The organism is Actinomadura roseirufa (assembly GCF_900659635.1).
Classification (GTDB): domain Bacteria; phylum Actinomycetota; class Actinomycetes; order Streptosporangiales; family Streptosporangiaceae; genus Spirillospora; species Spirillospora roseirufa.
The window spans coordinates 33,831-47,182 of record NZ_CAACVB010000038.1 but is presented as its reverse complement, the minus strand read 5'-3'; the positions used below and the strand labels follow the sequence as shown (position 1 = coordinate 47,182).

Genomic DNA, 13,352 nt, shown 5'->3' with positions numbered 1-13,352 from the left:
TCGCTCGCCGCCGCGCGGCTGGCCCGGCACCGGGCCGTCCGCCGTGACCGGGCGGCCGCCCCGCCGGCCCCGGCGTGGACAGGCGCGGAACCGCCGGGCGCCGTCCGGCTCACCCCCGCGGAGAAACACCCCGCGTGAGCGCCGTCACTCGCCGGTGAAACGGGGCGCGCGCTTTTCCCGCTGAGCGGCGAGCCCCTCGGCCATGTCGCTCGTCGCCATCGTCACGGGCTGGGCGAGGGACTCCCACCGCAGCGCCGACTCCATGTCGGGATGGCCGCCGCCCGCCAGCGCGACCTTGGTGAGCCGGGTGGCGACGGGCGCCTGCGCGGCGACCCGCTCCGCGACGGCGAGCGCCTCGTCCAGGACGCGCTCGCGCGGGACGGCGGCGTTCACCAGTCCGTGCGCCGCGGCCTCGGCGCCGGTGAGGACGCGGCCGGTGAGCAGCAGCTCACGGGCCAGCGGCAGCCCGGCGACCTCGGGCAGCAGCCAGGTCGCGGCCATGCCGGGGTGCAGGCCGAGCGCGGTGAAGGGGGCCAGCAGCCGGGCGTCGGCGGCGGCGTAGCGCAGGTCGCAGGCCAGCGCGAGGCAGAGCCCGGCGCCGACGGCGTGGCCGTTCACGGCGGCGATCGTGGGCACTTCGAGCGTGCGGATCGACAGCCACGTCCGGTAGAAGCGGAGCATCCGGTCGCGCAGCGCGGGGACGGCGACGGCGTTCGCGTCGGCGAGCCAGGACAGCTCCCCGCCGGAGGTGAAGGCGCCGCCCGCCCCGGTCAGCACGACGCACCGCAGGTCGCCGTCGGCGCGGAGGCCGTCGATGGCGGCCTGGTAGGCGGCGGTCATCTCCTCGCCCATCGCGTTGCGCCGGGCCGGGTCGTTCAGCGTGAGGACGGCGATCCCGCCGGGACGGCGGTCGACCAGCAACACCTCGGCCCGGTCCGCGGTCGGCTCGGCACGAGTGCTTCCGGGCGTGTTCCCGGACGGTGAATCGGCGTGATCTTCGGGCATGGCCCGCACGGTACCGGGCGGGCCGGGCACGGGCTGGGGCGGCCCGTGAGAAAGCGCACACTTACCTCGTCTTCCCAGGTCGGCGGCCTCCCGGTTTCGGCCGGACCGGATTTGGGTCCGGCTCGTTGTGGCGCGAACGAGAGGCGATCACGGACAATGGTCGGCGTGAGCGATCTCCCCCGCCGCGCGGTGACGCGGTCAGCCAAGCTGGCGTCCCTTCCCCTCGGCTTCGCGGGGCGCGCCGCGCTCGGGCTGGGGAAGCGGACCATCGGCAGGCCGGCCGAGGCCGTCGCGATGGAGATCCAGACGCGCACCGCCGAGCAGCTGTTCACGGTGCTGGGCGAGCTCAAGGGCGGGGCCATGAAGCTCGGCCAGATGCTTTCGATCTTCGAGGCGGCGCTGCCCGCGGAGATCGCCGGCCCGTACCGCGCCACGCTGACCAAGCTGCAGGAGGCCGCTCCCCCGCTGCCGGCCTCGACCGTCCACAAGGTGCTGGCCGAGGCCCTCGGCGACGGCTGGCGCGACTCCTTCGTCTCCTTCGACGACCGGCCCGCCGCCGCCGCGTCGATCGGCCAGGTGCACCGGGCCGTGTGGCACGACGGCCGGGCCGTGGCGGTGAAGGTGCAGTACCCGGGCGCGGGCAAGGCGCTGATCGGCGACTTCAACCAGCTGGCCCGGCTCGGCCGGCTGTTCGGGGTGCTGATGCCGGGCCTGGACGTCAGGGCGATGCTCGCCGAGGTGAAGGAGCGGGTGGCCGAGGAGCTGGACTACTCGATCGAGGCGCGGTCGCAGACGGCCTTCCGGGACGCCTACGCCGGCGACCCCGACTTCGCCGTCCCCGAGGTGGTCGCGCAGGCCGGGAACGTGCTGGTCAGCGAGTGGATGGACGGCACGCCGCTGTCGCGGATCATCGCCGAGGGCGACCAGGAGACCCGCGACCACGTCGCGCTGCTGTACTGCCGTTTCCTGCTGTCGGGTCCCAGGCGGTCGGGGATGCTGCACGGCGACCCGCACCCCGGCAACTTCCGGCTGCTGGACGACGGGCGGCTCGGCGTCCTGGACTTCGGCGCCGTGGACCGCATCCCGGGCGGCTTCCAGAAGCGGCTCGGGCTGCTGCTGCGCATCGGCACGATGGCCGACATCGGCGAGGTCGAGGAGGCCCTCCGCCGGGAGGACTTCATCCGCGCGGGCGTCGAGGTCGACGCCGAGTCGCTGCGGGCGTTCCTGGCGCCGATCACCGAGCCGTTCGTCACCGAGACGTTCGCCTTCCGCCGCGCGTGGCTGCGCGACATGGCGGCGCGGGTCACCGACCTGCGCCCGACCAACGTCGTCCGGCAGCTGAACCTGCCGCCCGAATACGTGATCATCCACCGGGTGCTGTCGGCGGGCACCGGCGTGCTCTGCCAGCTCGAATGCGAGATCCCCGCCCGCGCCGAGTCGCTGCGGTGGGTTCCCGGCTTCGCCGACGACGAGGACGGCGAGCTGGTCGGCGGCTGAACCACAGCGGGGCCCCGCGCGCTGATGAGGCGCGCGAGGCCCCGCTTCGTGCGGCCGGTTCGGCGAGTGGGCCGCCGGACCGGCCGGGGCGCCCGCCCGGGAGGCGCGCCCGCCAAACCATCCAAGAAGGGCGGGCGGCCTGCGACCGGACGGGCCGGTGGTGGTCTCCTCAGGATCGGTGGCCGTCCGCCGCCTGCGAGTACTGCTCGGCGCTCACGGTGGGCGCGAGCAGCACGCGGCGGACGCGGAACGCCCGGGTTCGGGCGTCCCGGCGGGCGCGCCGCAGGGCGCGCACGCGCAGGACGAGCTCATCGGGCACGGCGCCGGGTATTCGCTCCCGGGACAGGTCCTGGCTGAGCAAGGTCATCTCGTTCTCCCTGGCCGCCCGGAGGCGCGGCCCCCGTGCGGGGGTCGCGCCTCCGGGGTTCTCCCGGCCGAGTATCGGCGTTGACGGCATCAGGTCCTCACACGGCCGCTTCGTCCGGCAGCGGGTGCTTGCGCGGACGGCCACGCGGCCGCTTGCGCGCGACGATCACACCGCGGACGAAGAGCTCGCCGCCCCAGACGCCCCAGGGCTCCTTGCGCTCGAGCGCGCCGGCGAGGCACTCCTTGCGGAGCGGGCACTCCAGGCACAGGGCCTTGGCCAGCTCGACGTCGGCGGGCGCCTCGGCGAAGAAGAGCTCCGGGTCGGTCCGGCACGGAAGCGTGAGGTCCTCCTCGCTCACTGCGAGAGCCCCCTGCATCACAGTCACCCTTGTTCCTCTCGTTGGATCTCAACGGGTGTGTCGGTGAGTTGTCTGGACAAACAAGAAGGCCGCGGATCCGGTTCGGATCCGCGGCCTGGGGGCTTGCCGGTGCTTGCTAGACCGGTCGCCTCCAGGGGTACGGACCCGACGCGTCACCCATGGGGGTGGCGCCCTTGTGGGCCGTGGCCGGAGCCTGGACGTCACTGCCATCGAGAAGGTGTTCGATGACGGTCCGTCCCCGCTCGTCCTGGACTCGCTGCTCGGAGCGCCTGCCGCGCAGATCACGCAGGCCGCGCAGTCGCACGCCGAACGCGCCGCCGTCATCGGTGGACGGACGCCACGCCGCATACGGCTCGCCGCTCAACGCGCTGGAGACATCCGCCCGCGCGGACACGCGCGCGAGGGCGTCACAGAAGCCGAGGCGTGCGGGGGCCCAGGACGGCGCTGATTTGATCAACGTGTTGTTCACCGGACTGCACACCACCTCTCTGGCTTCTCGGGCCACTGCCGGCGGATCGAGATCCGCGCGGCGGGCCGGTTGATTGCTCGCAACGAGCGTACGGGGACTACGGCAAATCAATCAAGGTATTTTTGACCTGCGGGTTTGCGGCCGGGTTCACCTCTGGGAGGAGGAACCTCCGGTGACGCGGACCAGGCCCTCCTGCATCACCGAGACCACCAGCTCGCCCGACCGGGTGAACACCTGGCCGCGGGCGAGGCCGCGCGCTCCGCCCGCGAAGGGCGTGTCCTGGTGGTACAGGAGCCAGTCGTCGGCGCGGAAGGGCCGGTGGAACCACATGGCGTGGTCGAGGCTGGCGCCCATCGTCCGGTTGTCGCCCCAGGCGAGGCCGTGGTTGAGCAGGACGGTGTCGAGCAGCGTCATGTCCGACGCGTACGTCATGAGGCACACGTGCAGGAGCGGGTCGTCGGGCAGGTCGCCGTCGACCTTGAGCCAGACCGCCGACACCGGCGTGGCGAGCGAGGGGTCCTTGGCCGCCTCCCAGGTCAGCGGCGTCGCGTGCCGGATGTCGAAGGGGCGGCTCTCGGCGAACTCGCGGGCGCGGGCCTCGCCGAACAGCGGGGTGAGGCGCTCCAGGAACGTCGGCAGGGTCTCCGGCTCCGGCGCGTCCGGCATGTCCGCCTGGTGGGCGGGACCGTCCTCGGTGATCTGGAAGGACGCGGACAGCGTGAAGATCGTCTGACCGTGCTGGACGGCCTTCACCCGGCGGGTCGTGAAGGACCGCCCGTCCCGGACCCGCTCGACGGTGTAGACGAGCGGGACGAGCGGGTCGCCGGGCCGGATGAAGTAGGCGTGCAGGGAGTGCACGGGCCGGTTCACCGGGACGGTGCGGCCGGCGGCGACGAGCGCCTGGCCGGCGACCTGGCCGCCGAAGACCCGCTGCTGGCGGTCGTCGGGGCTGCGCCCGCGGAAGATGTTGTTCTCGATCTGCTCCAGGTCCAGCAGGTCCAGCAGTGACTTCAGAGACTCCTTCACAGCGGCCAGTCTTCCCTATCGTCCCCTGTGATCGGTGTCTCACCCGGGCGGAAGGCAGCCGAGGGGCGGAACGGGACGGTCACGCGCCGCAGAGGCCGAGGACGGTCTCGCCGTAGCGGTCGAGCTTGACCTTGCCGACGCCGGGGATGCGGGCCAGTTCTTCCAGCGACCCGGGGGCGTGCTCGGCGATGGCCTGGAGCGTCGCGTCGGTGAACACGACGTAGGCGGGGATCCGCTGCTCCTCCGACACCTTGGCGCGCCATTCCTTGAGCGCGACGAGCAGGTCCTCGTTCAGCTCCGACGGGCAGTCCTCGCAGCGGCCCAGCTTGCGTTCGACGGCGGCGGTCAGCGGACGGCCGCACACCCGGCACGGCTGGGGTCCCTTCGCGGCGCGCCGCCGCGTCCGCTCGGCGCGGGGCGGGGCGGGCGTCGCGGCCCCGCCGGTGAGGCCGTCCAGGAAGCGGGACGGGCGGCGCCTGCGCGAATCGCCTGGCGAGCGCGACAGCGACCACGACAGTCCCAGGTGGACCCGCGCGCGGGTGATGCCCACGTACAGGAGCCTGCGCTCCTCCTCCAACTGCGCGGGCGTCTCGGCGTAGACGATCGGCAGCATGCCGTCGGTGAGGCCGGCGAGGAACACCGCGTCCCATTCCAGTCCCTTGGCGGCGTGCAGCGACGCGAGCGTGACGCCCTCCAGCGGCGGCGCGTGCTGGGCCGCGGCGCGCTCCTCCAGCTCGGCGACGAACTCCGGCAGCCCGGCGCGCGGGTCGTCGGCCGCCATGTCCTCGGCGAGCTGGGCCAGCGCGGCGAGCGACTCCCAGCGGGCGCGGGCCGCGCCGGCGCCCTCCGGCGGCCGGTCGGAGAACCCCGCGCCGGACAGGACGTGCCGGACGGTCAGGATCAGCCCGGTGCCGTCGGTCTCGGCGTCGGCGCCGGCGCGCGCGGCGCCGCGCAGCCGCACCACGGCCTCGCGCACCTCGGGCCGCTCGAAGAACCGCTCGGCGCCGCGCAGGACGTAGGGGACGCCCGCCGCCGCGAGCGCCGCCTCGTACGCCTCGGACTGGGCGTTGATCCGGTACAGGATCGCGATCTCGCGGGCGGGGACGCCCTCGTCGATCAGCTTGCGGGCGCGCCGCGCGGTGTCGTCGGCCTCGGCGACCTCGTCGTCGTACTGGGTGAACACCGGCTCGGGGCCGTCCGGGCGCTGCGCGACGAGGTGGAGCGGGTGGCCGCCCTTCGCCTGCCCGATGACGCCGTTGGCCAGCCGCACGACCTGCGGCGTGGAGCGGTAGTCGCGGACCAGCTCGACGACCGTCGCGCCGGGGTGGTCGCGGGTGAAGTCCAGCAGGTGGGACGCGCTCGCGCCGGTGAAGGAGTAGATGGTCTGGTTCGGGTCGCCGACCACGCACAGGTCGTCGCGGTCGCCGAGCCAGGTGTCGAGCAGCAGCTTCTGGAGCGGGTTGACGTCCTGGAACTCGTCGACGACGAAGTGCCGGTACTGCTCCCGGACCTGGCCCGCGACCTCGCGGTGCTCGGTGAGCACGGCCGCCGTCAGCTCCAGCATCCCCTCGAAGTCGAGCAGGTTCCGCTCGCGCCGCAGCTGCTCGTACATCGCGTAGACGCGGGCGACGTCGACGATGTCGGCGGGCGGCCGGCGGCCCGAGGTCGCGATCGCGGCGGCGTAGTCCTCGGGCCGGCGCTGGGTGACCTTCGACCACTCGATCTCGCTCGCGACGTCGCGCAGCTCGGTCCGGCCGAGGGAGAGCCGGCACGCGCGCGCCGCGTCCGCGACCAGGCCGATCTTCGACTCGATGATCTTCGGGGGTTCGCCGCCGATGACGCGCGGCCAGAAGTAGGTCAGCTGGCGCAGCGCCGCCGCGTGGAACGTGCGGGCCTGGACGCCGGGGACGCCGAGCTGGCGCAGCCGGGCCCGCAGCTCTCCCGCGGCGCGTGTGGTGAAGGTCACGGCCAGGACGCGCTGCGGCGCGACGACCCCCGACAGCGCCGCGTAGGCGATGCGGTGGGTGATGGCGCGCGTCTTGCCCGTACCGGCTCCGGCCAGCACGCATACCGGGCCGCGCACCGCCTCCGCGACCGCCCGCTGGTCGGGGTCGAGCCCCTCCAGCACCGCCTCAGCCATCATCCCCCCATCCTTGCAGCAGGAGGCGGCGCGTCCGGCCGGGCCCGCCGGAATGACAGACCGGCCCGCGCTGTTCTTCGATAGGCGTGATCGACGACAGGCGCGATCGACGCAGGGATCGAACGAACGAGGGAGACGACGCACCGATGGCGACGCCGACCACCGAACGTGCCAAGGGCCCGACCGGGCAGCAGCTCACCATGTACACGACCACCTGGTGCGGCTTCTGCCGCAGGTTGAAGAGCCAGCTCGCGCGGGACGGCATCGAGATGGTCGAGGTCGACATCGAGCGCGACCCCGCCGCGGCCGACTTCGTGATGAGCGTCAACGGCGGCAACCAGACGGTCCCCACCGTCACCATCGGCGATCGCGTGGTGCTCACGAACCCGAGCGCCAAGGAGGTCAAGCGCCACCTGGCGGAGCTGGCACTGGAGAGCTGAGCAGCACCCGTCAGAGGAAGCCAGGCAAGCGCCACACGCGTCAGCAGGCCGGCTCAGAAGGCGGGCATGTTGGGCAGTTCGCCGCCGTACCAGCGCATGATGAGCTGCGCCGCGATGGACAGCGGACCCGGCGCGACGATGTCGCCCGCGTCGATGGCGGCGCGCAGCTCGTCGCGGGTGTACCAGGCGGCGTCGAGGATCTCCTCGGGGTCGGGGCGCAGCGGAACGTTCCCGTCGGCGGTGGCGGTGAAGCCGACCATCAGGCTGCGCGGCAGCGGCCACGGCTGGCTGCCCGCGTAGCGGACGTCGCGGACGGCGAGCCCGACCTCCTCGGCGACCTCGCGCACGACGGCCTGCTCCAGCGACTCGCCGGGCTCGACGAACCCGGCGAGGACGGAGCGGCGGTCGGCGGGCCACTGCGGCCCGCGGGCCAGCAGGATCCGGTCCGCCGCGTCCGTGACGAGCATGATGACGGCGGGGTCGACGCGCGGGAAGTGCTGCGAGCCGTCCCGCGGGCAGACCCGCACGTGGCCGGCCGAGGCGACCTCCGTCTCGGCGCCGCAGCGCGGGCAGAACCGGTGGAGGGCGTGCCAGTTCTCCAGCGCGACGACGTGCGTGAGCAGCCCCGAGTCCCGGTCGCCGAGCAGCGCCCCGACCCGCCGCAGCCCGGCGGGCTCGGCGGCCTCGATGGCGGGCGGCGGCCCGGCCACGCCGAAGTAGGCGATGCCGTCGCCGTCCACGCCGAGCAGCCACCGGTCGCCGCCCGGCGCCTGCGCCGGCGGGACGAACACCAGCGCCGGCGTGGGCTCGAACACCACCGGGCACTGCCCGTCCCGCACGACGAGGACGCGCGTGCGCGGGTCGGCCCAGGCCGCCACGAGCCAGTCGTCGTCGCGGCGGTTGAGCGCGACCCGGTCCAGGGTTCCGCGCGCGAGCACCGGCGTTTCCAGCGGGCCGTCCTTCACCAACGAGGCCCTCCCCTCTGCATGCCTCAGGTTCAGCGCAGCGCGGCGGCGAACTCTTCCCACAGGTACGCGGCCGCCTCGGCGCCCTTCAGCAGCAGCGGGATCTCGACCTTCTCGTTGGGCGCGTGGATCCGGTCGTCGTTGAGCCCGACCGCGACGAACACCAGCGGCGCCTCGAGGATGTCGGCGAGGTCGGCCTCCGGGCCGCTGCCGCCCTCGCGGGTGAACAGGATCTCGCGGCCGAACGCGCGCTCCATGGCGCGGCGCGCGGCGCTGACGCCGGCGGAGCCGAGCGGGGAGAAGCAGGGCCGGACGCCGCCGCCGGGGATGTGCACGTCCGCCTCGATACCCGCCGGGGTGTGCTCGGCGACCCAGGCCCGGAACGCCTCCTGCACCTTCCCGGGGTCCTGCCCGGCGACGAGCCGGAAGGAGACCTTGGCGTGCGCCTCGCGGGGCACGATCGTCTTGGGGCCGGGGCCGGTGTGCCCGCCCCACATCCCGTTGATCTCGGCGGTGGGCCGGGCCCAGATCCGCTCCAGGGTGGTGTAGCCGCGCTCGCCGTGCGCGGCGCGGCTGTCGCCGGCGGTCCGCAGCCACTGCGCCTCGTCGAACGGGAGCCGCGCGAACAGGGCGCGCTCCTCGTCGGTCAGCGGGACGACGTCGTCGTAGAAGCCGGGGAGGGTGACGCGGCCGTCGGCGTCGTGCAGCGCGGCCAGGAGCGAGGCCATGGCGTGCAGCGGGTTGGGGACGGCGCCGCCGAACGAGCCGGAGTGCAGGTCGGAGGACGGGCCGCGCAGCGTCACCTCGGCCGTGCCGAGGCCGCGCATGCCGGTGCACATCGACGGGACGTCCGCCGCCCACATCGTGGTGTCGCTGATGACGATGGCGTCGCAGGCGAGCCGGTCGCGGTGTTCGCGCAGCAGGTCGGCGAAGTGCACCGAGCCCGACTCCTCCTCGCCCTCGACCAGGAGCTTGATCGTGACGGGCGGGGCGTCGGAGCCGGACGCGGCGAGCGCGGCGCGGACGCCGAGGGTGTGGAAGAAGATCTGGCCCTTGTCGTCGGACGTGCCGCGGCCGATGAGCCGCTCGTCCTTCTCGATGGGCGTGAACGGGTCGGTGTCCCATTCGTCGAGCGGCTCGACGGGCTGGACGTCGTGGTGGCCGTACACGACGACGGTCGGCGCGTCCGGGTCGGCGGCGGGCCATTCGGCGAACACGGCGGGCAGCCCCGGCGTCTCCCAGACCTCCACCGTCGGGAAGCCCTGGCCGCGCAGGTAGGAGGCGAGCCAGTCCGCCGAGCGCCGCACGTCCCCGCTGTGCGCGGGGTCGGCGGAAATCGAGGGAATCGCCAGCCACTCCTTGAGATCGGCGACGAAACGGTCCCTGTCCGCCTGGATGTACGCGACTACGTCGTTCACCTGCATGCCCCTTTGCACGTCGTACTGTCAAGGCACTGTAAAGGATCTGCTTGCGGAGGGGACCATCCGCCCTCCGCAATTCTCAGCGGGCTGGCAATTCTCAGCCGGCCAGGAGCACGAGTTCGGTCTGGACGTTGTGGCGCGCGCGTTCCTCGAACCGCGTCTTGGCCTCGGGCGTGTGGAACAGGGCGGGCAGCGCGAGGAGGCCGTTGAGGATTTCGGCCCGTCCGGCGCGGTAGATCTCTTCGGGGACGAACGCGTACTCCTCCCGGACGGCCGCGGTGTAGGCGGCGTACCGGGCGGGGTCCGCGCCGAGGATCGCGAGGTCGGCGTCGCACAGCACCCGGCCGTCGCGGTCGTCCTCCCGCGGGTCGTGCGCGGCGGTCAGCTCGACGAGCCGGACGACCCGCTCGACGACCGCGGGCGGGAGGTCGGTGTCGGCGAGCATGCGGGCGGCGAGGCGGGCGCTGCGCTCCTCGTTGTCGGCGCGCTGCGGGTCGTAGACGGCGTCGTGGAACCAGGCGGCGAGCCGGACCGCGTCGGGGTCGGCGGCGTGCCCGGCGAGCTCGTCCACCAGGTCGAGGACGGCGACGAGGTGCTCACGGGTGTGGTAGCGGCGATGCGGTTCGCCGTAGCGGCCGTCCAGTTCCACGCCGATGTGGCGGGCCTGCGGCCCGGCGAGGGCCACCCAGTGGTCCACGAGATCCATGGGCCCATCCTGGCGGATCGGCGGACGGGGCGGGACACGCGATGCGATCGTTCTTGCCTGCGGTCCGTGCCACGGCCACTATGGTGACACTTCGAGTTAGGCAAGGCTTACCTCACTCACTGGAAAGGCCGACCGTGGCCGCCTCTCTCCATGTCGTCGCCGGAAAGGCGACCGACTCGGTGACGCACGGATTCCTGCCCGCCGCCGCCCGCCTGGGCCTCGGCGCGGTGCTCCTCACCGACCGTCCCGCCGCGCACGCGGGCTCCCACGATGGACCGGTCGTCGAATGCGACGTCTCCGACTACCGGGACATCATCCACCGGATCTCCACGTGGACGGGCGTCGACGCGCCCACCGCGATCTTCTCCAACAGCGATTTCCTTCAGGCCCCCGCCGCGCTCGCCGCGGCGTACTTCGGGCTCCCCGGCAAGGACTGGCGCGCGGCGACCCGGGCGAAGAACAAGGCCCTGACCCGCCGCCACCTCGCCGGCCTGGACCCCGTCTTCTCGGCGGACGCGGCCCGCGTGCCGCCGGACGCGCCCTACCCGCTCGTCCTGAAACCCCGCGAAGGGGTGGCCAGCGAGGACGTGTTCCTCGTCGGGGACGCCGCCGAGCTGGCCGCCCGCCGCGCGGAGATCGCTTCCCGCCGGGGCGACCCGCTGGTGGCCGAGGAGTACCTCCCGGGCGCGCTGCACACACTGGAGACCCTCGGGGACGGGCACGAGCTGCGCGTCCTCGGGTCGTTCCGGACGCGGGTGTCGCCGCCGCCGTTCTTCGTCGAGGAGCGTCTGGAATGGGCCCCGCCGCCGCCGGAGACCCCGCAGGTCCTCGCGCAACTGGAGGCGCTGGGCGTGGGCTTCGGGGCGTGCCACACCGAGTTCGTCGTCCACGAGGGCCGGGCCCGGATCATCGAGGTGAACTACCGGCTGATCGGCGACCACTGCGACTTCCTGCTGGCGGACCTGCTCGGCGTGCCGCTGTTCGAGCAGATCCTGCGCGTCCATCTGGGCGAGCGGCTGGAACCGCTCGTCCCGCGGCCGCGCCGGCACGCGGTGGCCGAGCCGATCATCGCGGGCCGGTCCGGGACGCTGACCGCGGCGCCGGGCCCCCTGGAGCTGGAGGACGGGCCGGTGCGGCTGGCGTACCGGCCGCAGCGCGGCGTCGGCGAGACCATCGCCCTCACCCGCACGAACCGCGACTATCTGGGGACGGTCCGCGCCATCGGACCCGGGCCCGGGGAGGTGGAGGCGGCGCTGGCCCGCTTCCGTGCCGCCCACGACTGGACCATCGCGTGACCGGGATCGAGGGGTCGCTGGCGGCGCGGGTTCTGGACGCGCTCCTGCGCGAGGACTACGCGTGCCTGCGCGGCCTCGTCGACCCCGGCAGGCGGATTCTGAACCTTCCGGGCCGTCCCGTGAGGCTCGTGGCCGCCGATCCGCCCTTCCTGTCGGAACTGCTCGTCGACCGGACGCAGCCGCTGCGCCTCGGCGACGTGTTCACGGCCGTGCGCGCGCTCGCGGATCCGTACGACGACGTGGCGGCCTTCGAACGGGAGTGCCTGGACGCTCTGGCTACGGCGCGGCTCCACGAGGAGGCGCGGCCGGCCGTCCACCGCCATCTCGCGCGGATACCGGACGAGCTGCGGAGGGGGCCGGGGACGTTCTACGAGACGCTCGCCGCTTTCACGCACCATCCCGTCCACCCGGCGAGCCAGAGCCGTACGGGGCTGAGCAAGGCCGATCTCAGCCGCTACGCGCCCGAGTTCAGCCCCGCCTTCCCCTTGGCCTGGGCCGCCGTACCGAACGCGTCACTGACGGGCGAGCGGCCGACGTGGTGGCCTGACCCGTCCGACGTGGGGCTGCGCACAGACGACGCGATGTTCCCTGTGCATCCCCTGGCGGTTCCCATGGTGCGCAGGCAGCCCGGCGTGACCGTCGCCCCGGAGCGCTACCTCCAGGTCGCGCCCACCCTGTCGATGCGCACGGTCGCGGCGGCCCCGCTCGACCACCTGAAGATGCCGTTGCCGACGAGCACGCTCGGCCTGCGGAATCGCAGGACGATCGTTCCGGGCACGCTGCCGGACGGGGCGCTGGTCGAGCGGATCCTGCGCCGCGTCCTCGAACGGGAGAAGCTTCCCGTGCTCCTGGCGGACGAGCAGACCTACGGGCACGCGCACTCTCCACTGCTGGGCTATCTCGTTCGGCGATTCCCAGCCGAGACGGCGCGCGCGCACGTCGTCCCCGTCGCGGCGTTGCTCGCCCGGTCACCGGACGGCGGTCACGTCATCGAACGCTGGGACGTCGAGGAGCTCTTCGGCGCCTACCTGTCCGCGCTGTTCTCCTGGAACGTCGCGCTGTTCCAGTACGGCGTCGCGCTGGAGGCGCACCAGCAGAACGTCGCGCTCGTCCTCGACGACGGTCCGCTGCGTCTTCTTCTCAAGGACAACGACGGCGCGCTCATCGACCCCGCCGTGCTCCGCGAGCGGATTCCGCCCGTCCCGGGGAGCGATCCCCGGGATCTGGTCGACCGGCGCATGACGACCGGGGACCGAGAGGCGCTGGCCCGGGTCTTCGTCACGATCACCTTGCACCTGTGCGCCGCCGCGCCGGCCCTCGGGCTCGCGGAGCGGGGCCTGCTGCCGTGGCCCGTGGGCCGCGCCCTGATCCGCGCGCGGCTGGACGCCGCCCTCGGGCCCGGTGACGGCTTCCTGCGCGCCCGGACGCTGGACGCCGAGACGCTGCCGGCCAAGGCCATGGTCACCGCCGGGACCCTCGTCGACAAGGCCCGGACCGGCGCCGCCGACATCAACAAGCACTACGGCCCGCCGGGCCCGAACTACCTCAGGGACACCGAGTGCCCCTGACAGAGCCGACGTCGCCCACCTCGACCGCACAGCCAGAACAACATTGTGCTCCCAAACAACACCGTGCTCCCAAA

At 73.5% G+C, this 13,352-nt stretch carries 13 protein-coding genes; 4 read left to right on the top strand and 9 right to left on the bottom strand.

Translation table 11 applies throughout. The features are described from left to right. Positions 1-144: 144 nt before the first annotated feature. Positions 145-1,005, bottom strand: coding sequence for an enoyl-CoA hydratase/isomerase family protein (locus tag E1291_RS11575; RefSeq protein ID WP_165495073.1), 861 nt, complete (start codon positions 1,003-1,005; stop codon positions 145-147). Positions 1,006-1,170: 165 nt separating this feature from the next. Here E1291_RS11575 and E1291_RS11570 point away from each other — a divergent pair, with 165 nt between their 5' ends. Next, positions 1,171-2,502: an ABC1 kinase family protein gene (locus tag E1291_RS11570; protein ID WP_131737759.1), complete on the top strand. Its 1,332-nt coding sequence runs from the start codon at positions 1,171-1,173 to the stop codon at positions 2,500-2,502. A 169-nt stretch (positions 2,503-2,671) separates the two neighbouring features. On the opposite strand, the gene E1291_RS11565 is transcribed toward E1291_RS11570, so the two are convergent. The 5 genes from E1291_RS11565 to E1291_RS11545 all read right to left on the bottom strand — a co-directional run bounded on the left by E1291_RS11565 (position 2,672) and on the right by E1291_RS11545 (position 6,886). Then, complete coding sequence (locus E1291_RS11565) at positions 2,672-2,869, bottom strand: hypothetical protein (RefSeq protein WP_131737758.1); 198 nt, start codon at positions 2,867-2,869, stop codon at positions 2,672-2,674. Between the two features lie 97 nt (positions 2,870-2,966). Continuing rightward, positions 2,967-3,245 (bottom strand): WhiB family transcriptional regulator, encoded by a 279-nt coding sequence (locus tag E1291_RS11560; RefSeq protein WP_131737757.1) that lies wholly within the window; start codon positions 3,243-3,245, stop codon positions 2,967-2,969. Between the two features lie 118 nt (positions 3,246-3,363). Beyond that, a complete protein-coding gene (locus E1291_RS11555) occupies positions 3,364-3,717 on the bottom strand; it encodes a hypothetical protein (protein WP_131737756.1) in 354 nt (117 codons plus the stop codon). Between the two features lie 147 nt (positions 3,718-3,864). Continuing rightward, on the bottom strand, positions 3,865-4,743 hold the full coding sequence (gene tesB / locus E1291_RS11550; RefSeq protein WP_131737755.1) for an acyl-CoA thioesterase II: 879 nt from the start codon (positions 4,741-4,743) through the stop codon (positions 3,865-3,867). A 79-nt stretch (positions 4,744-4,822) separates the two neighbouring features. Then, positions 4,823-6,886 carry an ATP-dependent DNA helicase UvrD2 gene (locus E1291_RS11545; RefSeq protein ID WP_131737754.1) on the bottom strand — a complete coding sequence of 688 codons (2,064 nt, stop codon included), beginning with the start codon at positions 6,884-6,886 and terminating at the stop codon, positions 4,823-4,825. A 143-nt stretch (positions 6,887-7,029) separates the two neighbouring features. Here E1291_RS11545 and E1291_RS11540 point away from each other — a divergent pair, with 143 nt between their 5' ends. Continuing rightward, positions 7,030-7,323 (top strand): mycoredoxin, encoded by a 294-nt coding sequence (locus E1291_RS11540; RefSeq protein ID WP_131737753.1) that lies wholly within the window; start codon positions 7,030-7,032, stop codon positions 7,321-7,323. Between the two features lie 53 nt (positions 7,324-7,376). Here E1291_RS11540 and nudC read toward each other — a convergent pair whose 3' ends face one another. The 3 genes from nudC to E1291_RS11525 all read right to left on the bottom strand — a co-directional run bounded on the left by nudC (position 7,377) and on the right by E1291_RS11525 (position 10,415). Beyond that, on the bottom strand, positions 7,377-8,288 hold the full coding sequence (gene nudC / locus E1291_RS11535; protein ID WP_131737762.1) for an NAD(+) diphosphatase: 912 nt from the start codon (positions 8,286-8,288) through the stop codon (positions 7,377-7,379). A 32-nt stretch (positions 8,289-8,320) separates the two neighbouring features. Beyond that, on the bottom strand, positions 8,321-9,712 hold the full coding sequence (locus E1291_RS11530) for a dipeptidase (RefSeq protein WP_131737752.1): 1,392 nt from the start codon (positions 9,710-9,712) through the stop codon (positions 8,321-8,323). Between the two features lie 94 nt (positions 9,713-9,806). Continuing rightward, a complete protein-coding gene (locus E1291_RS11525; RefSeq protein WP_131737751.1) occupies positions 9,807-10,415 on the bottom strand; it encodes an HD domain-containing protein in 609 nt (202 codons plus the stop codon). A gap of 134 nt (positions 10,416-10,549) precedes the next feature. On the opposite strand from E1291_RS11525, the gene E1291_RS43865 reads away from it, so the two are divergent. Next, positions 10,550-11,710 (top strand): ATP-grasp domain-containing protein, encoded by a 1,161-nt coding sequence (locus tag E1291_RS43865; protein ID WP_242614084.1) that lies wholly within the window; start codon positions 10,550-10,552, stop codon positions 11,708-11,710. Further along, the gene (locus E1291_RS11520) at positions 11,707-13,278 is read left to right on the top strand and encodes an IucA/IucC family protein (protein ID WP_242614083.1); all 1,572 of its coding nucleotides are present in this window, start codon (positions 11,707-11,709) and stop codon (positions 13,276-13,278) included. Before E1291_RS43865 ends, E1291_RS11520 begins: the two co-directional genes overlap by 4 nt. Positions 13,279-13,352: the final 74 nt, after the last annotated feature.

What these genes read in the sequence shown, in the direction of transcription:
- E1291_RS11525 (WP_131737751.1), bottom strand. Translation starts at nt 10,415, where the DNA reads ATGGATCTCGTGGACCACTGGGTGGCCCTCGCCGGGCCGCAGGCCCGC.
- E1291_RS11565 (WP_131737758.1), bottom strand. Translation starts at nt 2,869, where the DNA reads ATGACCTTGCTCAGCCAGGACCTGTCCCGGGAGCGAATACCCGGCGCC.
- E1291_RS11530 (WP_131737752.1), bottom strand. Translation starts at nt 9,712, where the DNA reads ATGCAGGTGAACGACGTAGTCGCGTACATCCAGGCGGACAGGGACCGT.
- E1291_RS11560 (WP_131737757.1), bottom strand. Translation starts at nt 3,245, where the DNA reads ATGCAGGGGGCTCTCGCAGTGAGCGAGGAGGACCTCACGCTTCCGTGC.
- E1291_RS11575 (WP_165495073.1), bottom strand. Translation starts at nt 1,005, where the DNA reads ATGCCCGAAGATCACGCCGATTCACCGTCCGGGAACACGCCCGGAAGC.
- E1291_RS11545 (WP_131737754.1), bottom strand. Translation starts at nt 6,886, where the DNA reads ATGATGGCTGAGGCGGTGCTGGAGGGGCTCGACCCCGACCAGCGGGCG.
- E1291_RS11540 (WP_131737753.1), top strand. Translation starts at nt 7,030, where the DNA reads ATGGCGACGCCGACCACCGAACGTGCCAAGGGCCCGACCGGGCAGCAG.